Genomic DNA, 20,735 nt, shown 5'->3' on the forward strand with positions numbered 1-20,735 from the left:
CGGCCGCTACTCCTCCTCGACCGGCCGCGGCAGGCGGCCGAGCCGCTTGCGCATCGCGGTAATGCGGGCGTTTTCGACCTGCCGCTTCGCCTCATGCAGCAGCACACGTCCGGGCATGTCGGTGAGCTTCGGCTTCTCCGCCACCGCGCCCTGCCCCGCCCAGGCGTCATAGACGGCCTGATCGAGCGCACACTCCTCGGCGATGCGGTCCTTCATCGCCTGGGGGACCGTGTCGACGGTCAGCAGCCTGGTCTCGAGCACATTGGCGCGGGCGGCCTGGTCGGGAATGCCGTATTCGGCGCTGATCTTGGTGATCAGCTCGTCGCAGCGCCGGTAGTCGCCGACGAACCAGAAGTCTGAGAACCGCTCCGAGATCCGCTCGAACTTCTCGCGGCGCGGCATGGTGGCAAGCCGGGTCCACGGGATCTCGAGGTAGTTCACCAGCAGGAAGGTGCTCATCGGGTTCACGTGCCGGCTCCGGTAGAAGCGCTCGAAGCTGACATGCGGCCAGCCCTCGACGGTGAACCGGCTCATGCGGAAATTGTAGAAGCTGACAAGCTGGCTCAGCGGATCGCGCAGCAGCACCGATTCGCGCACCGGCCGGCCCCGGAAACAGCTTCGCCAGCGAATGGCCCAGCGCATGGCCGGACACGGCGTCGATGACGTCAGGGTCGAAACGCTGCGGTAGGCGGTAGATGGTGTCGGACAGATGCCGCTTCAGCCCGCGCTTTCGGCGCAGATAGAGGAACCGCTCGCCCAGATGCTGTTCCAGATGCAGTTCAAGGCTGCGTCCGGCGCATTTCGGGACGTGAACGAAGAAGTGGACGGGCTGCTCGGTCATGGCGCGTCGGACCTAGGCCCCGGCGCGCAGGCTGTCAACGAGGTGTGACCGCAAACCGAAATCATTTGCTGCATGTTAGGAAAGGCTGCACTACCTTTTTATCCATGAAGCGCGTCCAGATTCCGCTGCGGCATTTCTTTGCCACGCCGCCGACGCCGTGTCCGTACCTGCCGGGCCGGATGGAGCGCAAGGTCGTCACCCTGCTGTCGGGCGACGAACCGGACCAGTTGCACAGTGTGCTGTCGACCGCCGGCTTCCGCCGCAGCCAGGACCTCGCCTATCGGCCCGCCTGCGACAACTGCAATGCCTGCGTGCCAGTGCGCATTCCCGCCGCCCGCTTCCAGCCGAACCGCACCCAGCGAAAGAACTGGCGCCGCAACGGTGATCTGACCGCCCGGATCGTGCCGGCGGTGGCGATCCGCGAGCATTATGTCCTGTTCCGCCAGTACCTCTCCTCGCGCCACGCCGAGGGCGGCATGGCCGACATGCGCTTCGGCGACTACCGCGCCATGATCGAGGACACGCCGGTCGAGAGCTTCCTGGTCGAATTCCGTGACGCCGCGAACGTGCTGCAGGCGGTCTGCCTGACCGACCGCATGACCGACGGCTATTCGCTGGTCTACAGCTTCTTCCTGCCGTCCTCGGCCGCCCGCAGCCTGGGTGTCTACGTCGTGCAGTGGCATGTCGAGCACGCCAGGGCCGAGGCGATCGACAACATCTATCTGGGCTATTGGATCGAGGACAGCCGCAAGATGGCCTACAAGGCCGGCTTCCGCCCGCTGGAGCAGCTCACCTCTGAGGGCTGGTCCGACCTAGCGGCCGAATAGGTCTTCGCCGCGGCCATGTCTGTCTGGCACATCCTGCTGATTGCCATCATCGCCATCTGCGCGTTCGGATTTGTGGCCGGAACTGCCAAGGCCGTCCGACACCGATCCTGGAGTCACGGTATCGCGTCGGCGCTGACCGGCTGGTACGGCGTCTACTATCTCCTGTTCGTAGACGGCACACCCCGGAAGTCGCAGGAACACCGGCCTTCCGGCGACGGCATGGCCTGAGGCCTATTCCCACTCAATCGTCCCAGGTGGCTTCGACGTCACGTCATAGACCACGCGGTTCACACCCCGGACCTCGTTGATGATCCGCGTTGCGGTCTTCGACAGGAAGTCGTGCGGGAACGGGTAGTAGTCGGCGGTCATGCCGTCGGTCGAGGTGACCGCGCGCAAAGCCAGCACGCTGTCATAGGTGCGCTCGTCGCCCATCACGCCGACGGTGCGGACCGGCAGCAGCACCGAGAAGGCCTGCCAGATCTCGTCGTAGTGGCCTTCCTTGCGGATCTGGTCGAGATAGATCGCGTCGGCCTTGCGCAGCGTGTCCGCTCGTTCCTTGGTCACCTCGCCCGGAATGCGGATGGCGAGCCCCGGCCCGGGGAAGGGATGGCGGCCGACAAAGGCTTCCGGGAGCCCGAGTTCGCGGCCGAGTCGCCGGACCTCGTCCTTGAACAGCTCCCGGAGCGGCTCGATGAGTTGCATGTTCATGCGCTCGGGCAGGCCGCCGACATTGTGGTGCGACTTGATCGTGACGCTCGGCCCGCCGGAGAAGGAAACGCTCTCGATCACGTCCGGATAGAGCGTGCCCTGAGCCAGGAAATCGGCGCCGCCGATCTTCCGCGCCTCTTCCTCGAAGACGTCGATGAACAGCTTGCCGATGGTCTTGCGCTTGGCTTCCGGGTCGGTGACGCCGGACAGCGCATCCATGAACAGGCTCTCCGCCTCCACATGCACCAGCGGGATGTTGTAGTGGTCGCGGAACAGGTTCACGACCTCGTCCGCCTCGCCCAGCCGCATCAGTCCGGTGTCGACGAAGACGCAAGTCAGCTGCTCGCCGATGGCCTCGTGCACCAGCACGGCGGTGACCGCCGAGTCCACGCCGCCCGAGAGACCGCAGATCACACGCTGATCGCCGACCTTTTCCCGGATCAGCTCGATCTCGCGTTCGCGGAAGGCCGACATGGTCCAGTCGCCCACGCAGCCGCAGACCCGGTGACAGAAATTGTTCAGCAGCATCGCGCCATCCGGCGTGTGCATCACTTCCGGGTGGAACTGCACGCCGTAGCGGTGGTGGTGATCGTCGGCGATGGCTGCATAGGGTGCGTTCGCCGAACGGCCGACGATGCGGAAGCCGGGCGGCAGCTCGGAGACGGAATCGCCATGGCTCATCCAGACGCGGTAGCTGTTGCCGGCCGCCCAGACGCCGTCGAACAGATCGCAGCCGTCGAGAACTTCCAGATCGGCCCGGCCGAACTCCTTGTGATCTGAGGGCGAGACCGTACCGCCGAGCTGTGAGGCCATGGTCTGCTGGCCGTAGCAGATGCCCAGGACCGGCAGACCGGAAGCGAAGACCGCCTGCGGTGCTCGGGGCGTTTCGTCGAAGGTGACGCTGGCCGGACCACCCGACAGGATGATGCCCTTCGGCGTCAGCCGCTCGATCGCAGGCTCGGATTTGTCGAAGGGGACGATCTCGCAATAGACGCCCGCTTCGCGCACCCGCCGCGCGATCAGCTGGGTCACCTGGGACCCGAAATCGATGATGAGAATGCTGTCTGTCATGAAAGGCCCGCCAGCTGAGGAAAACCTCGTCTAGCGGGCCTCACAGGTCTTGTCCAGCAGCCGCCCGAAAGCGGCGGAAAATGGCTCAGGAGGTGCCCTTGGCCTTGGACACGGCATCCTTCAGGGACGAATATTCGGCGCAGCCGAAGGTGCAGATCGAATCGAGCGCCTTCAGATGCTTTTCGGCCTCGGCCATGTTGCCGGTCTCCAGATAGGCCTGTCCGATATATTCGTGCGCGCCCTTGTGTTCCGGATCGAGGTCCAGCGCAACGTTGTAGGCCCGAATGGCGCCGTCATAGTCGCCGGACTTGCGCTTGGCGTAGCCGAGATAGTTGAAGGCGTCGGCGTTCTTCGGGTTGTCGTCGATCGCGGCGGCCATCAGCTCGATCGCCTTGCTCCAGTTCTGCGCCTCGACCGCGGCGACGCCCATCTTGTAGTTGCTGGGCTTGGCGGCCGCAGCGGGCTTGCTCGACGAGCTGTCGTCGGACGAGCTGGAACCCATCGCCATGGCCGAAACCGGGGCGAGAGCGAGCGAGGCGACGGCGCAGACGGCGGCCATGCCGCGGATGGATCGGATCATTTCGGGTCTCCCGTTATCGTGCCAGCATCGTTGCCGAGACTGGCTGAATTCTACCTGAACCGCCTTTCCACGGCAGCGACAAAAAAGCTGTCGACTTCGTGATCCAGCGGCGAGAGCCGCAGGAAGCGATCATCGTCAGAACACCTGAGCGGCAGATTTATTCCCGCCGCCTCAGCGGCCTCACGCCAAGGTGTTACGACATAGTCGGGATTGCGGTTCAGGAAGTCCGTGATCACGGTCTCGTTCTCGGAGCGGAGGAAGGAACAGGTGACGTAGAGCAGTCTTCCGCCCGGCCGGAGCAGTTCCGACGCCCGGTCGAGAAGTGCGGTCTGAACCGCGTTGAGTTCACGCAGCCGGTCCTCGGTCAGCCGCCAACGCGCCTCGGGCTGACGACGCCAGGTACCTGTCCCGCTGCACGGCGCGTCGATCAATACCCTGTCCATCGTGCCCGCCAACCCGTCGGGCAATGGCGCGGCGGCGTCGAACGCCTCGGTCCGAAGAATGCCGATACCGGCCCTGGCCGCGCGTTCCTGCAACCGCTTCAGCCGCCGTCCGTCGATGTCGGATGCCAGGATTTCGCCTTCGTTCCGCATGTCGGCGGCCAGCAGAAGCGTCTTGCCCCCCGCCCCGGCGCAGATATCGGCAATGCGCTCGCCGGGCCGAGCGCCCAGCAGATGGCCGGCGATCTGGCTGCCACCGTCCTGGATCTCGATCAGTCCCTCGGCGTAGTGCCTGTGCTGCTCCAGCCGGACCGGTTCGTCGAGCCGGATGCCGCAGGGCGCGAGCGGATGCGCCGCCGCACCAATGCCATCGGTGTTCAGTTCCCGGACAACGCTGTCCCGGTCGGCCTTGAGCGTGTTGACCCGAAGATCGGTTCCCGCCCGCCCGGACAGCGCAGCCGCCAGTTCGGCGTCCCTGCCGGAGCCGAAACTCGCCTCGATCTCGCTCTCCAGCCAGACTGGATAACCCAGCCGCGCCGCCGGCGGCGCATCCGTCATATCTGCTGCCGTCGCCGACGCCAGCAGTTCCATCTCGACATCTTCGGGCCGCTCGGGCGCGTGCGGGTCTGTCCAGTCGATGGCTGCGCCGCTGAGCATCTGATGCAACAGCGCCCGAAAACGGTTGCCGGCCTCGAAGCCGACGGCCGCGAGACGCCAGTCGAGCTCGCCACGTTGCCGGAACACGCCATAGACGATATCGCCGACGGCCCGGCGGTCACCGGAGCCGGCGTATCGACGCGTCTTGAAGTAGTCACGGACGATCAGATCGGCCAGGCCCTCGCCGTCGATCAGGTCGAGCAGATCGATGGCGGCGGCGAGCCGCCCGCCGCTTCTCATGCCCGGTCAGCCGGAATAGTTCGGCGCTTCGCGGCTGATCTCGACATCGTGGACATGGCTCTCGCGCAGACCCGCATTGGTGATGCGCAGGAACTCGCACTGGCTGCGCATGGACGGGATGTCCGGGCAGCCGGTATAGCCCATGGCCGCCTTCAGACCGCCGACCAGCTGATGCAGCACGGGCTCGGCCGGGCCCTTGTAGCCGATCCGCCCCTCTATGCCTTCGGGCACCAGCTTGAGTTCAGAGGAGACCTGCTCCTGGAAATACCGGTCGGCGGAGCCGCGGGCCATGGCGCCCACCGAACCCATGCCCCGATACGACTTGTAGGATCGGCCCTGGTAGAGAAAGACCTCGCCCGGGGACTCGTCCGTGCCGGCCAGCAGGGAGCCGACCATGGCGCAGGACGCGCCCGCCGCGATGGCCTTCGCCAGATCGCCGGAATACTTGATACCGCCATCGGCGATGGCCGGGACGCCGACCTTCTCGCAGCGCTCGACGACATCCATGATGGCGGTCAGCTGCGGCACGCCCACGCCGGCGACGACGCGGGTGGTGCAGATCGAACCCGGCCCGATGCCGACCTTGACCGCGTCCGCGCCCGCATCGATCAGGGCCTGCGCGCCGTCGGCAGTGGCGATGTTGCCGGCCACGACCTGGGTGAAATTCGACTGCTTCTTGATGCGGGAGACCGCATCCAGAACCTTCTCCGAATGGCCATGTGCGGTGTCGACGACAACCAGATCGACGCCGGCATCCAGCAGCGCCTCGGTGCGGCGGAAGCCGTCGTCTCCGACGCCGGTCGCGGCAGCCACGCGGAGGCGGCCCTGTTCGTCCTTGGCAGCGTAGGGATGGGTTGCGGCCTTCTCGATGTCCTTCACGGTCACCAGACCGACGCAGCGGTAGTCGTCATCGACAACCAGGATCTTCTCGATCCGGCGCTTGTGCAGCAGCCGGCGCACTTCCTGCTGATCGACATGTCCTTCCCGGATAGTCGCCAGGTTCTCCTTGGTCATCAGTTCGGAAACGGGCTGACGGGTGTCGGTGGCGAAGCGGACGTCACGGTTGGTCAGGATGCCGACCAGCTTGCGCGAATGGCGCTCGACGACGGGAATGCCGGAAATCTTGCGCATGGCCATCAGCGCCAGCGCATTGGCGAGCGGTTCGTCCGGATAGATCGTGACCGGATTGACGACCATCCCGCTCTCGAAGCGCTTGACCTTGCGGACTTCCTCGGCCTGCTCGTCAATCGACAGGTTCTTGTGGATCACGCCCATGCCGCCGACCTGCGCCATGGCGATGGCCATGTCGGACTCGGTGACAGTATCCATCGCGGCGGAGAGCAGGGGAATGCCCAGCGAAATCTCTTTCGTCACCCTGGTGGCGGTGCTGACCTGGGCGGGCAGGACGGAGGAAGCCCGGGGCGCCAGCAGTACGTCGTCGAAGGTGAGGGCTTCGCGGATCTTGATCACGGCGGTATTCCTATGGCCTCGGTTGCAGCCATATAGAGCATGCGACGTCGATTCCCAACCCCCGCCAACCGGGTCATTCAGGCGCGGGTCTCGGCCTCCGCCTCGGCATGGAAATCGCCCTCGATCTGATTGTCGAACATGTAGGGATACTGCGTCCGGAAGCAGTCCGAGATCTCCTCGAACGGCATGTCGTCGCGGCTGCCGCGGTCCTTCACATACTCCATGTGCTTGGCGCCATCTGCGGTGAAGGGATGAAAAACCGAATCCGTCTCGCCGTCGAACTCCAGCGGCAGCACGCCGAACTTCTCGCAGAGTTCGATGTTGAAGGCCGGCGTCGCCTTCACCCACTTGCCGTCGATCTTCAGTTCCGTGAAGCCGTGATAGGAAAACAGGTCGGTGCCCATCTTCTCGCGCATGCGCTCGGTCGACAGGTGATTGCGCACATCCGCGAACCCCAGCCGGGCCGGTATGCCCGACGCGCGTGCAACGGCGGCAAGAAGGCCCGCCTTGGTGATGCAGAAGCCGTAACCCCGGTCCAGGCAGGCGCTGGCGCGGAAATGGTCCGGCGTCATGGTCACGTCATAGGGGTCGTAGCGGAAATCGTCGCGCACGGCATAGTAGAGGTTGATCGCCCGCTGCTTCGGGTCGGTTTCACCCTTGCCCGCCTGCTCGGCATAGGCGACGACCGCCGGATGATCGCTGTCGATCAGATCGGTCGGGTCCAGGCAGTCAGATGTCTGGCTCATGCTCCTCCTCCAGGCCGGCGAAGTTGCCGATCGGCAACCGGATGTAGCGCCGGCCGTTTTCCTCCCCGGGCGGCAGCGCTCCGGCCCGGATGTTGACCTGCACCGCCGGCAGGATCAACCGCGGCAGGCTCAGACCGGCGTCGCGGCTGGCGCGCATCTCGACGAACTCATCCTCGCCGATCCCGTCGCGCATGTGGATGTTGGCGCGGCGCTGTTCCGCGACCGTGGTCTCGAAAGCCAGTTCCCTTCCGCCGGGCCGGTAGTCGTGGCAGGTGAACAGCCGCGTCGCCGGCGGCAGATCCAGGATCCTGCGCACTGAGCGGTAAAGCACCCGCGGGTCGCCGCCCGGGAAGTCGCAGCGCGCAGAGCCGAAGTCCGGCATGAACAGGCAGTCGCCAACGAAGGCCGCGTCGCCGATGACGTAGGTCGAACAGCCCGGCGTGTGGCCCGGCGTCGAGAGCACCCGGCAGGTCAGTTCGCCGATGTCGAAGCTGTCGCCTTCGTAAAGCAGGATATCGAACTGGGAGCCGTCCAGCGCGACATCGTCAGCGCCGTAGAGATCGGCAAAAAGCGGGAGGTTCATGCGGACGCCCGCGCCGATGCACAGCGGAACGCCCAGCTTCCGCTTCAGTCGCAGGCCCGACGTGGCGTGATCGGCATGGAGATGAGTCTCGAGGATGCGCACGACCTCCAGGCCGTCGCGCGCCACCGCCGCCAGCACCGGCTCGACCGGTGCTTCGGAAAAGGTGGCGCCGACGAGGTCGATACCCAGAACCGGATCGATGATGACCGCCTTGCCGGTTGCCGGATCGCTGACGAGATAGGTGATGGTATCGGTGTCGGGATCGTGAAACCCCTCGACATGCGGCGCGCCCATGCCGTCTCCTCCCTGTTTTCACACAGGAAATATGGAGATTAGTCCTCTCTTGCGCCACCCCGAAAGCCGGTCGCGACCAGATAGCTCTCTGCCGAATCTTTCCGGCTGGCGTCAGGCTTGGCGAATTTCACGTCGGCGAAGTCGCGCTTCATCAGTTCGACGAACTCGTTCTGTCCCCCGCCCTGCAGCAGCTTGACGGCGAAACGGCCGCCGGGCCGGAGCACCTGGCGGGCAAAGTCGTAGGCCAGTTCGGCCATCGCCATGATGCGCAGATGGTCCGTCTGCCGGTGCCCGGTCGCAGGCTGGGCCATGTCGGAGAGCACCGTATCCGCCTGACCGCCGAGCGCGTCCATGACCTTCCGGTCGGCGTCCTCTTCGGTGAAGTCGAGCTGCATGACCTCGACGCCGGCGATGGGTTCCATTTCCAGGATATCCACTGCCAGCACGAAGCCGTCATCGCCGACGACCTTCTGCGCCACCTGCGACCAGCCGCCCGGCGCCGCGCCCAGATCGACAACGCGGTCCCCCTTGCTGACAAGTCCGTATCGTTCATCGAGCTGCAGCAGCTTGAAGGCGGCTCGGGACCGCCAGCCCTGGGCCTTCGCCTCGGCGACATAGGGGTCGTTGAGCTGCCGTTCCAGCCAGCGCTTGGAGGAAAGCTTGCGCCCGCGCGCCGTCTTCACCTTCTGATGCAGTTGCCGGGCGCCGCCGCCCGGACCGGTTTTCCGCGCCATGACCGTCAGGCCCGGATTGCCGCGGCCGGCTGCGCGTCGTTCTGCATCAACTGCAGCAGGATGCCTTCGCGCAGACCGCGGTCGGCGACGGTGATCTCCTCGGCCGGCCAGAGGTTCAGGATCGCCTGCAGGATGGCGCAGCCGCCGACCACCAGATCGGCCCGGCCCGCGCCGACACACGGATGCGCCGCACGTTCGCTCAGGCTGAGCTGGCGCAGATGATCGGAAATCTCGGTCATGCGGTCCGCCGGCATGGTCAACCCGTCCACGGCCTGGCGGTCGTAGCGCACCAGTTCCAGATAGACGCCGGCCAGCGTGGTGACAGTCCCCGACGTGCCGAGCAGGCGGTATCCGCTCTGCAGCAGCTGTTCCTGCGCCGTCCGGAAGGGCCGCATCATCTCCTCCGCGGACCGGACCATGGCGCTGTAGGCTTGATCGTCGACATGCACGCCGCCGAAGCGTTCGGCGAAGTTCACCACCCCCACGGGGAAGGACTGATAGGTCGACAGCCGGTGCTCGCCCATCGGCATGGACTCGGCCAGCGCGATCTCGGTACTGCCGCCGCCGATGTCGAACACCAGCGTCGTTTCTGCCTGCCCCTGCATCAGGGACCGGCATCCGGCCAGCGCCAGAGCGGCCTCCTCCGCTGCGTCGATGATTTCCAGCCTCAACCCCGTCGCCCGCTTCACCCGCTCGACGAATTCCGGCGCATTCTCGGCCGAGCGGCAGGCCGCCGTCGCCACGCAGCGGACGTCCCAGCAATGGTTGCGGGCGATCTTGTCGGCGCAGACGGCCAGCGCCTCGACAGTACGGGTCATCGCCGGCTCGGCCAGCCTGCCGGTCTCGGCAACGCCCTCGCCCAGCCGGACGATACGGGAATAGGCGTCAACGACCCGGAATCCCTTGCCTTCCGGGCGCGCGACGAGCAATCGGCAGTTGTTGGTGCCGAGGTCGATGGCGGCGTAGCTGCGGCGTCTGAAACGGTCGTCGGCCACGCTGCGCACACTCCTCGGGCGGTTGAGTTCGGAACACCCGACGATAGCAAGTCCCGCGCGGGCTTGTTAAGCCACAACAAGAGGGCGCGCCCATGTTGACAGCAGCGGCGACCTTGCCTAGATAGCGGCTCCGCCGTTGGGGGATCGTCTAATGGTAGGACAGCGGACTCTGACTCCGTCAATCTAGGTTCGAATCCTAGTCCCCCAGCCACTTTTCCGCAAAATCTGCACGGCATGGACGCCCATGGACGCCCCGCATCAGCGGTGCCAAGCCCGTCCCGAACGGCCGTCCGGACTCAGCCGCCCATGCTCCACGGATGCACCGCCGGTTTTGCGTCGGGATGGCTGGTCAGGTAGTGGTGCAGCACATGAAGCAGTTCGCGCGTCCGGGGCCTGTCCGCCCGTTGCTGCGCCGCCCGGATGTCATCGATGATCATCGTGCAGATGTGCTCGAACCCGCCCTGTTTCTGGACCAGGTAACGGGCGAGACCTGCGGCAACTTCCTCCGGCACTTTCTCATGCTCGGCGATGGCCAGGATCTCTTCCTCGGTCAGGCCGCTCAACGCAATGCAGTCTTCAAGCGATATCATGACGGTTCCTCCAGCATATTTTCTTGATTAATCAGAGGAGAGTACGGCGCTGCCACCGCCATGATCTTGACTTGAGTCAAATGCCGGAGCGGTGTGCTTCCGGCTCCGGGACACCGGTGTTGCGAAGGTTGATGCCCCGGCCTTGTGTTCTTTCTAGAACAGATCGGCCTCGTCGACGCCTGTCACGCCGATGAGGGCGGCAGTGGCGCCGGTGGAGAAGGTGATCATGGTGTCGTCGGTGCGGCCGTCGCCGTCGGCGTCGGCATCGGCGATGGACTGGATGGCGATGTCGGTCAGCCAGAGCGCGTCCTCGCCCACCGTGAAGTCGGTGATGACGTCGTGGCCGGCGGTGTCGAACGCACCGATGAAGCGGAAGTGGTCGGAACCGCTGCCGCCGGTCAGGGTGTCGTTGCCGTCGCGGCCTTCCAGCGTGTCGTTGCCTGCGCCGCCGAAGAGCTGGTCGTTGCCCTCCTGTCCGACCAGGCGGTCGCGGCCGGCGCCGCCGAAGGCGATGTCATCGTCGGTACCGCAATAGAGTGCGTCGTCGCCATCGCCGCCCCAGAGCATGTCGGCGCCGTCCCGGCCGATCAGCGTGTCCGCGCCGTCGCCGCCATAGAGGCTGTCATTGCCGACCCAGCCGTCGAGACGGTCGTCGTCGGCGCGTCCTTCCAGCCCGTCATTGCCATCCCCACCGTCCAGCGTGTCGTCACCGGCCTCGCCGACCATCCAGTCGTTGCCCGCACCGCCCGAGGCGCTGTCTGCGCCCTCGCCGGCATAGACCCGGTCATCGCCGTCGCCGCCGTCGATCGTGTCCAGGCCGTCGCGGCCGATCAGCGTGTCGTTGTCCGCCCCGCCGGCGATCAGGTCGTTGCCGGAACCGCCATCGACCCGGTCATTGCCGGAACCGCCGTCCAGCGTGTCGTCGCCGGCATCGCCGTAGACGCTGTCCGCGCCGGCGCCGCCATCGGCGTTGTCATTGTCCGCGCCGGCCATCAGCAGGTCCTGGCCGTCCCCGCCCGAGAGGCTGTCGGCGCCGGCATCGGCATAAAGCCGGTCGTCGCCCGCATCGCCCGACAGCGTGTCGGCCCCCGACCGCCCGATCAGCACGTCATTGTCGGCGCCGCCGTCGAGCAGGTTGTCGCCCTCGCCGCCGTCCAACCGGTCGACGCCGAGCCCGCCGAACAGCCGGTCGTCGTCTTCCTGCCCGTAGAGACGGTCGGCGCCGTCGCCGCCGGTCAGCGTGTCGTTGCCCAGGCCGCCCAGCAGATCGTCGCGGCCGCCGCCGCCGTCGAGGCTGTCCGCATCCGCGCCGCCATCGAGCCGGTCGATGCCCTCGCCGCCCAGCAGCGTGTCGTTGCCGTCCTGGCCATACAGGCGGTCGTTCCCGGCCAAGGCCGACAGGCTGTCCGCCCCGGTCCCTCCCTCCAGGATGTCGATGCCCTCGGCGCCGGTCAGGACGTCGTCGCCGTCCTCGCCCTTAAGGACATTGCCGCCGGCCTCGCCCAGCAGCGTATCGTTGCCCGCGCCGCCGCGCACATAGTCGTTGCCCGTCCCCGCCTGCAGCAGGTCGTGGCCCGCGCCGCCGAAGATCTGGTCCTGCCCCGCGCCGCCCGAGACCGTGTCGTCGCCGTCGCGGCCCTGGATGATGTCGCCGTCGTCGCCGCCGTCGATCAGGTCATTGCCAGCCCCGCCATCCATCCGGTCGCTGCCCGAGCCGCCAAACAGCGTGTCCGCGCCGCCCTCGCCGGCCATGATGTCATTGTGGACGCCGCCATCCAGCGTGTCGGCGCCCTCGCCGCCCTGCATGCGGTCGTTGCCGTCGCCGCCGAACAGTTCGTCCGCGCCGTCGCCGCCATAGATGAAGTCGACGACCGCGCCGCCCCAGATGCGGTCGTCGCCGCCGTCGCCGCGGAGGTAGTCGGCATCCGCGCCGCCATAGATCACGTCATTGTCGTCCTGGCCGTAGAGCGAGTCCCGCCCGCCATCGCCATGCAGCTCGTCCGCCCCGCCACGGCCCAGGATGAAGTCCCAGCCGTCATTGCCGCGCAGGCGGTTGCCGTCATGGCCGCCATAGACCGTGTCGGCCGCGTTCGAGCCGTCGACATTCTCGATGCCGATCAGCCTGTCGCCGTCGGCGCCGTCGCCGCCGAACATGTTGATGAAGACCGACCCGGCCGCGCCCGAATAGTCCGCCGTGTCGATGCCGTCGCCGCCGTCCAGCGTGTCCGGCCCGTCGCCGCCGGCCAGCCAGTCGTCGCCCGCGCCGCCGGCCAGGCTGTCATTGCCGGCCTCGCCGATCAGCGTCTCGGCGCCATCGCCGCCGATGCGCAGATGATTGCCGCCGCCGGCCTGCCCGTCGACCCGGGCGGTCCAGGCCCCGAAGCGGATGGTCTCGACATCGGCGGAGACCGTGTCGCTGCCCTCGCCGCCCACTGTGTCGGTCACCGTCAGCGAGCCGTCGCCATTCGCCGCGATGACGTAGTTCCCCACAGCCCCGTCAAACACCGCCGTATCGATGCCCGCGCCGCCGAACAGCAGGTCATTGCCCGAACCGCCGCTCAGCGTGTCGTCGTCCCCGTGGCCGGCCAGCGTGTCATCGCCCGCGCCGCCAAAGAGTTCGTCATCATTGCGGCCCGCGGAAAGGAAGCCGCCGGACAGCAGGTCATTGCCGTCGCCGCCGGACAGCGTGTCGTCGCCCTCGCCGCCATCCAGCGTGTCGTCGCCGGCGCCGCCCAGCACGGAATCCTCGCCATCGCCGCCAAGGAGGCTGTCACTGCCGGTCCCGCCGTCGACAGTGTCGTCCGCGTCGCCGCCATCCAGCGTGTCGGCGCCCGCGAGTCCGGCAATCAGATCGTCGCCGGAGCGGCCGTCCAGGCTGTCGGCCCCGGCGCTGCCCGCCATCGTGTCCCGGAAGCCGGAGCCGAACACGGCCTCGACCCCGGTCAGGACATCCGTGTCGCCATGGCCGTTGACGACCGTGCCGGTGGCCATGTCCAGGCTGATCGCGCTGTCCGAGCCGGCATAGGAGACCGTGTCGCTGCCCGCGCCGCCGTCCAGCGTGTCGTCGCCACTGGACCCGGGCTGGGCTTCGGACCAGCCGCGCAGCAGATCGTTGCCGTCGCCGCCGGACAGCAGGTTGGCGTTCGCGTCGCCGGACAGGTCGTCGTCATGGCGGGAGCCGACGACATGCTCGATGCCGAGGAGAACGTCATTGTCCCCGTCCGCCTCGGCATGCTGCGACGCCAGTGCGACGGTCATCCCCTGGCTGGCGTAGGAATAATCCGCAAGGTCGATGCCGGCGCCGCCATCCAGCGTGTCGTCGCCGCGGCCGCCGTATAGCGTGTCGTCGCCCTCGTCGCCGAGCAGGCTGTCGCGGCCCTCGCTGCCTTCGAGCAGATCGTTCCCGCCGCCGCCGTCGAGCGTGTTGTCGCCCGCCACGCCAGCCAGCACATCATCGCCCTCGCCGCCGGAGAGCGCGTCGTCGCCAGCGCCGCCGTAGAGCGTGTCGTAGCCGAAGCCGCCATCGATGACATCGTTGCCGGCGCCGCCATAGATCCGGTCCGTACCGGCCCCGCCGTCCACGGTGTCGTTGCCGGCTAGGGCGGAGATGGTGTCGGCGCCGTCGGTGCCGGTGAGGGGATCGTCCTGGGCGCTGGGCGCGTAGCTCACGCCGGTGAGGCTTTCGATGCCGGCAAGCTGGTAGGTCGCGCCATCGGCGATGACCGTGTTGCTGTCGGCATGGAAGACCGCATCGGTGGCGAAGGAGAAATCGGCCGTGTCGACGCCTTCGCCGCCGTCGACCAGCCCGCCGCCCGCGCCCGGATCCAGCAGATCGTCGCCGGCCCCGCCATACAGGCTGTCCGCGCCTGCCCCGCCGTTCAGCGTGTCGTTGCCGTCATTGCCCAGCAGGCTGTCGTCGCCGGCGAGACCATCGACCGAGTCGTCGCCGCCAAGCGCGTCGATGGTGTCGGCGGCGGCGGTGCCGGCGATCGTGTCGGCGGCGTCGCTGATCGGCGGCGTCACACCGATCACGTTCTCGATGGAAACAAGCTGGTAGACCTCGCCGTCGGCGATCACCGTCAGCCCGTCGTCGGACAACACCGCTTCGGTTGCAAAGGAGAAATCGGCCATGTCGAGGCCGTCGCCACCGTCGAGCAAGCCGCCGCCTGCGCCGCCGGATATCAAATCGTCTCCCGATCCGCCAAACAGCGAGTCGGTCCCGTCGCCCCCGAAGATGGAATCGTCGCCTCCTCCACCGTCTAGACGCTCGGCTGCATCAGATCCGATAATCAACTCGGAGGTGGTATCGCCGACCAAAGGCGTTCCGTTACCCAAGCCATACAAGATTGAAGTCGCTTCGGTGCTGCCGTCAGTCACGCCAGCAAGCTGCTCGACACCCCGTATTTGAACAATGTGACCGTCCGCGATCACCGTTTGAGAAGCACGGTCCACCACAACAGTGTTGGCGAAGGAAAAATCAGCAGTGTCGTATCCTGCTCCACCATCAATCGTTCGCGTGTGGGCACCAGCGATGAAAAAGTCCGCGCCGTCACCCCCAAACAAGCTATCCGCGCCGCCCCCGCTGACCAGGGTGTCGTTATCGTCACCGCCAAACAAGGAGTCATTGCCAGAACCGCCATCGAGGCGATCAGCGCCAGCGCTTCCGACCAAGATATCGTTCCCGGAACCACCCTCCAGAAGATCGAAACCGTCTCCACCATCAAGAGAGTCATCGCCACTACCGCCATAGATCCTGTCATCATCGTCCGAAGCCAGGAGCGTGTCGTTTCCACGACCGCCGAACAGACGGTCATCGCCGCCGAGGTCGCCAGAAAAGAGGTCGTCGCCCGCGCCAGCGCTAACGAAATCGGAGCTTGCCGAGCCGCCAAAGACATCGTCGCCGCTCGTGCCCTGAACTGGCGCGCCTGGAATTTCAAGGAAATCGATGAAGAAATCTTCGGAAATTTCGTCCGGCGTGACACCTTCGAGCACAATCATGTGAGTGTCATCGAAGTAAACAAGCGTCCCGAGTGGCCCATAGCCTCCGTATGCGGCATCAATCTGAAGCTGCTCGAAGGTTGCGCCGGCCACACCTATTTCTATCCGATCAGCGTCGGGATCGAATCCCCGAACAACCGTTGCCTCAGTTACAAAAGCGTTGTGGCGTTCCTCATAGGTAAAGGTTCCCGCGCCGCGCATGGAAAATACGTCTGCGCCTTCGCCACCGGAAACGAGATCTTTGGAGCCACCACCAATTATGGTGTCATTCCCATCTCCGCCCACAATATTTCCGATTTCATCTCCGCCGACCAACAGGTCATCGCCGTCATCGCCCAACAGCAAAACCGGGATCATCCGATCCCCTGTATCGCTGTTCTGGGAGACAAGAATCACGTCGTCGCCGGCCCCGCCCTGCAGCGATAGCTGGCCCCGGGTGCGGTCACGTTCAAAGTCGGCAAAAATGATGTCATCGCCATCGCCGCCATCGACAACTCTGGTAACAGGGACGCCGATCAGCCAATCATGTCCTTCGCCGCCGAAAAGCGAACCGGTGACGCCTATGTCACCGGTTCGCAGCGTGTCTGATCCGCTTCCACCAAACTGCTCATCGATAATGATGTAGTTCGGGCCGTCCGCGGGCGCCTCGAAGAACGTCTCGTCGTCTCCGGCGTCACCGTGGAACTCGGTATATCCCCGGTAGGCTCCCTCGAATATGTCATCCCCATTGCCGCCAAAAATTGTGTCGTTGCCATTTTGGTAGTTCGAAGATGGGCTATGGCGGAACAGGTCGTCGCCATCACCGCCGAACATCACATCGTCACCCTCTCCAGGCAGGAACACATCGTCGCCGTCGGTGCCCGCAATTGTCTCGAGGGAAGAGGATCGTCCGGAAACGGTACTGCCTGGCAACGGCGCACCGTCGTCGGGCAATTCTCCCGCGTCTGGCATCACCACGGCAGCCGCGACTAGATCGAGATCATCTTCAAGAAGTTGTCCGCCAACGTACCCGGCAAGGAGCACATTGAAATGATGACCCACAGACACGACCAGCCCGTCTGTGGCGCTCGTTTGGATTACATCGGTGAAGTGTGCGGTCAGGCCAGACAGATCCAGCCGGTCACCAGCTTCGAAATCAACGATGACATTCCCGCGACCCGACACTTGTGAAAAGACAAAACGGTCCGATCCGTCACCACCCGAGAGATAGTCCGCATCGCTGCCACCAACAAGGGTATCCGCACCCGAACCGCCGAAGAGGCTGTCATCGCCTCCGCCCCCACTCAAAAAGTCTGAGCCACGTGCGCCTTCAATCAGATTGGCGGAACGATTGCCCTGAATTGTGTCGTCACCATCGCCGCCCGTCACATCCTCAATCACGGTACCAGAGGCTACGCTGAAGTCGCCGCCGGCGATCTGGCCGGCAACATCGCTGATCAGCGTTATGTTTGACGCGATGCTGGTCGCGGCAAGGTTGATTCGGTCGTGCCCATGGCTGTCAAAAAGAGTTGTCCGGTCTGCCTCTTGTTCGATGGCCGCGATTTCAGCAAATCGATCCGTATAGATATAGTTGTCCGCGCCGCCAGTGTGCCGGCCATAAAGCCTGACGCTCCAATCCCCGACATCACCCAGCGTCCCCTGGCGATTGTCCTCAATGCGAAAAGACCATTCGCCAGCCGCGAGATCGCCGAATCCAGCCAGACTATTAAATGTATACTTGTCGCCGTTGAACCTTAGTGTGGGAAAGTAGTCCTCGATATCGGAATCCTGATTCCACAGCGCAGCAGTCCGACCATCTCTTTCTATCCAGAAAAGAAGTTCAGACGGTCGAGAATGTGTGACTTGCAGCTCCAGCTCAATCCACTCAATTCGGAAGTCCGCAACGTCGATGCTGGCTTCAGCAAGAGTCACATCTCCCCAGCTCTTCAATGGAATGTCGGCGAAATCATCGCTTGAAAACAGCTCAATGACGCCTTCATTCGCCGAAGTCGACTGCAATCGCCAAGACTCGGCCAGACGCACTGCAGCATGGGCATCGACTACACCGAAACCGACCTCGTTACCCCGCGCGGTCCTGCCGCCATTCCAAGTATTGCTACCGGTAAGGGCGACCGAGTACTCGAAATTATTGCGATAGGTCGGATCAGCACTATAGGCAAGAATCTGCTGAACATCGCGGTAGCCCAGCTCAGGGTTGGCCTCCAGCATTAGCGCCACAACACCACTGACAACGGCTGCGGCACCGGATGTAAACCCAAAATCGCTCATGTAATCGCCGGTACTGTACCCGTCTGAACCTAAAAGATCGGTCGTGGTAAGCAGACCGTTTTCTTTGTCATTAACCGGAACACTAACGATGACTGAACTGCCAGGGGTAGAATAACTGTTGGCTTTGCCATCCTCCTCAACCGCGCCAACCGCTATCGTATACCGAGAATCCTGCAGTCCATGATTACTCGTCTTGTCGTTGATTTCACCACTGTTTCCGGCGGCAAACACCCATACTGTACCAAGTCCATCGCGACCATTTTCAATACCATTTTCTAGCGCTTCTTTGTAGGGAGCGAATTCATCAGTGTTGAGATTGTCGAGAAATGGATACAGATATCCCCAACTATTGTTGGAAACATCGACTAGGTGCTGAAGGTTGAGGCTATCCAGAATCCGTTCATGGATCAGACCGTTCTCCAGGTCGATCCGGAACCCTGCAATGGTAGCGTCCGGCGCAACCCCGGTGCCGCCAATATTGTTGTCATCCGCTGCGATAATGCCCGCAACGGCGGTTCCGTGGCCGTCTCCTGCGTTCGGCGTTGCGTCCTCATCGCCGCTGTAGGAATTGTAGTCGAGAGACTGGTCATAATTGGCGATCAAGTCTGGGTGCCGCCACTGTACCCCGTCATCAACGATACCAACCACGACACCATTGCCGCGGTACTCGTCCCACACATCGGTAATCCGGATATCAACGAACCGGCTTGTAGGGAACGTGCCATTCAGATGCCACTGATCCCCGAACAGCGGGTCCGTCGGGACATACATCGGGGTCGGGCCCGCGCTCAGCGGGGCCGGGGTGCCGGTTCCTGCCTTCTTTTCGGTCTGATCCGTCACGCCTCAACTCACGCCCGATCCGCCTCTGCATCCTATACGGGCAAGGCGGAAACAGCCAGCGCGCAGGGCTAGAAAATACTTGCCGGATCAAGGGCCTGACGGGCGGTGTGACAACCGACACACAATTCGATTGCAGTCGCCGGATTCCGGGTAATCACACACTACTCGATGCCGACAAGGCGCCTGGATGGCGCCCGCCGACCACCGCCGTCACCTGCCGGGAGCGGGCGAGACTGAATCGCTTCTGTCAGTAGCAGGTCGGCCAGTAGGCGAGCGGGTTCGGCTGGCCCCAGGGCTTCGGCTGCACGCGCAGACGCCGGATCTGCGACTGCAGCCACCGCTTCGTCTCGGCCGGATCGATGATCTCGTCGAGTTCGAAGATGCCGGCGCCGCCATAGGGATCGGTGTCCTTCGTCCACTGCTCGATCAGGGCCTTGCGTTCGGCTTCCGTGTCCTCGGCCTCAGCCAGGCGGCCGCCATGCACGACGTTCACGCCGACATCGGGATCCATGAAGGAGAGTTCCGCGCTGGGCCAGGCCGCGACCACGTCGGAGCCCATGTTGGTGCCGCCGAGGGCGAAATAGGCCAGGCCGAAGGCCTTGCGGAAGACCAGCGATATGCGTGGCACGCGGCAGAGCGACAGCGCCTCGATCAGCATGATCGCCCGGCTGAGCAGCTTGTCGTGCTCGACCTTGGTGCCGACCATGAAGCCCGGCACGTCCTGCAGGAAGACGATCGGGATGTTGAAGGCGTCGCAGAGGCAGATGAACGCCGTGATCTTGTCGCAGGCGGCCGGCGACAGCGCACCGGCATAGTGCATCGGCTGCGAGGCGATGAAACCGACGGTGCGCCCGCCCATCCGGCTCAGCGCGGTAAGGATGCTGCCGGCGAACCGCGGCTTCAGCTCCAGGAAGTCGTCGTCATCGGACAGGTAACGCAGCACCTTGCGCATGTCGTAGGCGCGGGTCCGGCGCATCGGGATCAGGTCGTAGATGCTCTCGTCGATCTCGGCGAGACCCTGGAATTCCGTCTCCGGCGGCAGCTCCCAGGCGTTCGACGGCATGTAGGACAGGAACTTCCGGATCAGCTCGAACGCCTCGTCCTCGGTCTCGGCCGCGGCGTCGATCATGCCGGTGATCTTCTCGTGCACCTTCACACCGCCCAGATCCTCGAAGCTCACCTTCTCGGATGTGGCGATCTCGACCACGCGCGGGCTGGTCACGGCCATGCAGGAACCCTGCAACTGCACCACGAAATCCGAGAACGCGCCGTGGAACGACGCCCCGCCGAAGCAGTTGCCCAGAATGGCCGTGGCCATCGGGATCGCGCGGTGCCGACGGTGCACGTCGACACTCGGCGTCACCTTCAGGAAGCCTTCCGATCCCAGCGTGTCCGGGATGCGCGCGCCGCCCGTCTCGCCGAAGAAGACGAAGGGGTGGCCGTGGTCGATGGCCTGATGAAGCATGCGCGACTTCTTCTTGCCGCCGACGACGGAACTGGAACCGCGCAGCACGGTCAGGTCGTCGCCACCCACCCAGACGGTGCGCCCGCCGACGGTGCCATAGCCGCCGATCTTGCCGTCGCCCGGCGAGCGGCCCGCGTCCTCCGGCCGTTCCGAGCGCGCGAAGGTGCCGAGTTCGACGAAACTGTCCGGATCGAGAAAGCGGTCGATCCGCTCCCGGACCGTGTAGGAACCGCGGTTGTGCAAGCGGTCGATCTTGTCGAGGCCGCCCATCTCGGTGCGGATCTTCTCGCGCCGCTCCCTGAAGGCGCCGGTAACGCTGCCCACATTCCCGTCGGCGTTGGATCCATCGGCCATGTCTCTGCTCCTCCCTCCGGTGTGCGGCTCGGGG

The 20,735-nt window shown here is 64.9% G+C and carries 16 protein-coding genes, 1 tRNA gene and 2 pseudogenes; 5 read left to right on the forward strand and 14 right to left on the reverse strand.

Annotated elements, in window-relative coordinates; genetic code table 11:
- Nucleotides 1-6: 6 nt before the first annotated feature.
- On the reverse strand, nucleotides 7-597 hold the full coding sequence (locus ACMVY4_RS18655; protein WP_416897473.1) for a hypothetical protein: 591 nt from the start codon (nucleotides 595-597) through the stop codon (nucleotides 7-9).
- Nucleotides 598-709: 112 nt separating this feature from the next.
- Between ACMVY4_RS18655 and ACMVY4_RS18660 the strand changes: the two genes are divergently transcribed.
- The 3 genes from ACMVY4_RS18660 to ACMVY4_RS18670 are packed head-to-tail and all read left to right on the forward strand — an operon-like array spanning nucleotide 710 to nucleotide 1,896.
- A complete protein-coding gene (locus tag ACMVY4_RS18660; RefSeq protein ID WP_416897474.1) occupies nucleotides 710-889 on the forward strand; it encodes a hypothetical protein in 180 nt (59 codons plus the stop codon).
- 56 nt (nucleotides 890-945) lie between these two features.
- Nucleotides 946-1,668: an arginyltransferase gene (locus tag ACMVY4_RS18665; RefSeq protein ID WP_416897475.1), complete on the forward strand. Its 723-nt coding sequence runs from the start codon at nucleotides 946-948 to the stop codon at nucleotides 1,666-1,668.
- Between the two features lie 15 nt (nucleotides 1,669-1,683).
- Nucleotides 1,684-1,896: a hypothetical protein gene (locus ACMVY4_RS18670; RefSeq protein WP_416897476.1), complete on the forward strand. Its 213-nt coding sequence runs from the start codon at nucleotides 1,684-1,686 to the stop codon at nucleotides 1,894-1,896.
- Between the two features lie 3 nt (nucleotides 1,897-1,899).
- Here the strand turns inward: ACMVY4_RS18670 and guaA are convergent, their stop codons facing one another.
- From guaA to ACMVY4_RS18710, 8 genes are all read right to left on the reverse strand, one after another.
- On the reverse strand, nucleotides 1,900-3,447 hold the full coding sequence (guaA, locus tag ACMVY4_RS18675) for a glutamine-hydrolyzing GMP synthase (RefSeq protein WP_416897477.1): 1,548 nt from the start codon (nucleotides 3,445-3,447) through the stop codon (nucleotides 1,900-1,902).
- A gap of 85 nt (nucleotides 3,448-3,532) precedes the next feature.
- Nucleotides 3,533-4,027, reverse strand: coding sequence for a tetratricopeptide repeat protein (locus ACMVY4_RS18680; RefSeq protein ID WP_416897478.1), 495 nt, complete (start codon nucleotides 4,025-4,027; stop codon nucleotides 3,533-3,535).
- Between the two features lie 50 nt (nucleotides 4,028-4,077).
- Entirely contained in the window at nucleotides 4,078-5,364 is a 1,287-nt protein-coding gene (locus ACMVY4_RS18685) for an RsmB/NOP family class I SAM-dependent RNA methyltransferase (protein ID WP_416897479.1), read from the reverse strand.
- 6 nt (nucleotides 5,365-5,370) lie between these two features.
- Nucleotides 5,371-6,831, reverse strand: coding sequence for an IMP dehydrogenase (gene guaB / locus ACMVY4_RS18690; protein WP_416900349.1), 1,461 nt, complete (start codon nucleotides 6,829-6,831; stop codon nucleotides 5,371-5,373).
- Nucleotides 6,832-6,911: 80 nt separating this feature from the next.
- The gene (locus ACMVY4_RS18695; protein WP_416897480.1) at nucleotides 6,912-7,580 is read right to left on the reverse strand and encodes a transglutaminase-like domain-containing protein; all 669 of its coding nucleotides are present in this window, start codon (nucleotides 7,578-7,580) and stop codon (nucleotides 6,912-6,914) included.
- Complete coding sequence (locus tag ACMVY4_RS18700; protein ID WP_416897481.1) at nucleotides 7,564-8,457, reverse strand: MBL fold metallo-hydrolase; 894 nt, start codon at nucleotides 8,455-8,457, stop codon at nucleotides 7,564-7,566. Before ACMVY4_RS18700 ends, ACMVY4_RS18695 begins: the two co-directional genes overlap by 17 nt.
- A gap of 38 nt (nucleotides 8,458-8,495) precedes the next feature.
- Nucleotides 8,496-9,191, reverse strand: coding sequence for an RlmE family RNA methyltransferase (locus ACMVY4_RS18705; protein WP_416897482.1), 696 nt, complete (start codon nucleotides 9,189-9,191; stop codon nucleotides 8,496-8,498).
- A 5-nt stretch (nucleotides 9,192-9,196) separates the two neighbouring features.
- Nucleotides 9,197-10,186, reverse strand: a complete 990-nt coding sequence (locus ACMVY4_RS18710; protein ID WP_416897483.1) for a Ppx/GppA phosphatase family protein — start codon at nucleotides 10,184-10,186, stop codon at nucleotides 9,197-9,199.
- 137 nt (nucleotides 10,187-10,323) lie between these two features.
- On the opposite strand from ACMVY4_RS18710, the gene ACMVY4_RS18715 reads away from it, so the two are divergent.
- A tRNA-Gln gene (locus tag ACMVY4_RS18715) sits at nucleotides 10,324-10,397 on the forward strand.
- An 85-nt stretch (nucleotides 10,398-10,482) separates the two neighbouring features.
- Here ACMVY4_RS18715 and ACMVY4_RS18720 read toward each other — a convergent pair.
- From ACMVY4_RS18720 to ACMVY4_RS18730, 3 genes and pseudogenes are all read right to left on the reverse strand, one after another.
- Nucleotides 10,483-10,776 (reverse strand): hypothetical protein, encoded by a 294-nt coding sequence (locus tag ACMVY4_RS18720; RefSeq protein ID WP_416897484.1) that lies wholly within the window; start codon nucleotides 10,774-10,776, stop codon nucleotides 10,483-10,485.
- Between the two features lie 153 nt (nucleotides 10,777-10,929).
- Nucleotides 10,930-14,934, reverse strand: coding sequence for a calcium-binding protein (locus ACMVY4_RS18725; protein WP_416900350.1), 4,005 nt, complete (start codon nucleotides 14,932-14,934; stop codon nucleotides 10,930-10,932).
- Nucleotides 14,935-14,967: 33 nt separating this feature from the next.
- A pseudogene (locus ACMVY4_RS18730) lies at nucleotides 14,968-16,617 on the reverse strand (calcium-binding protein); the annotation flags it as partial.
- On the opposite strand from ACMVY4_RS18730, the gene ACMVY4_RS18735 reads away from it, so the two are divergent.
- On the forward strand, nucleotides 16,552-16,746 hold the full coding sequence (locus ACMVY4_RS18735; protein ID WP_416900390.1) for a hypothetical protein: 195 nt from the start codon (nucleotides 16,552-16,554) through the stop codon (nucleotides 16,744-16,746). The pseudogene ACMVY4_RS18730 and the gene ACMVY4_RS18735 overlap by 66 nt on opposite strands.
- Nucleotides 16,747-16,848: 102 nt before the next feature.
- On the opposite strand, the pseudogene ACMVY4_RS18740 reads toward ACMVY4_RS18735, so the two are convergent.
- A pseudogene (locus ACMVY4_RS18740) lies at nucleotides 16,849-18,813 on the reverse strand (S8 family serine peptidase); the annotation flags it as partial.
- A gap of 316 nt (nucleotides 18,814-19,129) precedes the next feature.
- Complete coding sequence (locus ACMVY4_RS18745) at nucleotides 19,130-20,701, reverse strand: acyl-CoA carboxylase subunit beta (protein ID WP_416897485.1); 1,572 nt, start codon at nucleotides 20,699-20,701, stop codon at nucleotides 19,130-19,132.
- Nucleotides 20,702-20,735 lie beyond the last annotated feature (34 nt).

Source organism: Minwuia sp., assembly GCF_048007105.1.
In the GTDB taxonomy this organism is placed as follows: Bacteria; Pseudomonadota; Alphaproteobacteria; order Minwuiales; family Minwuiaceae; genus Minwuia.

Bases quoted from the DNA above. Each gene is read 5' to 3' on its own strand.
- ACMVY4_RS18660 (WP_416897474.1), top strand. From the start codon at position 710: ATGCCGCTTCAGCCCGCGCTTTCGGCGCAGATAGAGGAACCGCTCGCC.
- ACMVY4_RS18665 (WP_416897475.1), top strand. From the start codon at position 946: ATGAAGCGCGTCCAGATTCCGCTGCGGCATTTCTTTGCCACGCCGCCG.
- ACMVY4_RS18670 (WP_416897476.1), top strand. From the start codon at position 1,684: ATGTCTGTCTGGCACATCCTGCTGATTGCCATCATCGCCATCTGCGCG.
- guaA (WP_416897477.1), bottom strand. From the start codon at position 3,447: ATGACAGACAGCATTCTCATCATCGATTTCGGGTCCCAGGTGACCCAG.
- ACMVY4_RS18680 (WP_416897478.1), bottom strand. From the start codon at position 4,027: ATGATCCGATCCATCCGCGGCATGGCCGCCGTCTGCGCCGTCGCCTCG.
- ACMVY4_RS18685 (WP_416897479.1), bottom strand. From the start codon at position 5,364: ATGAGAAGCGGCGGGCGGCTCGCCGCCGCCATCGATCTGCTCGACCTG.
- ACMVY4_RS18695 (WP_416897480.1), bottom strand. From the start codon at position 7,580: ATGAGCCAGACATCTGACTGCCTGGACCCGACCGATCTGATCGACAGC.
- ACMVY4_RS18700 (WP_416897481.1), bottom strand. From the start codon at position 8,457: ATGGGCGCGCCGCATGTCGAGGGGTTTCACGATCCCGACACCGATACC.
- ACMVY4_RS18705 (WP_416897482.1), bottom strand. From the start codon at position 9,191: ATGGCGCGGAAAACCGGTCCGGGCGGCGGCGCCCGGCAACTGCATCAG.
- ACMVY4_RS18720 (WP_416897484.1), bottom strand. From the start codon at position 10,776: ATGATATCGCTTGAAGACTGCATTGCGTTGAGCGGCCTGACCGAGGAA.
- ACMVY4_RS18735 (WP_416900390.1), top strand. From the start codon at position 16,552: ATGGCGGAACAGGTCGTCGCCATCACCGCCGAACATCACATCGTCACC.
- ACMVY4_RS18745 (WP_416897485.1), bottom strand. From the start codon at position 20,701: ATGGCCGATGGATCCAACGCCGACGGGAATGTGGGCAGCGTTACCGGC.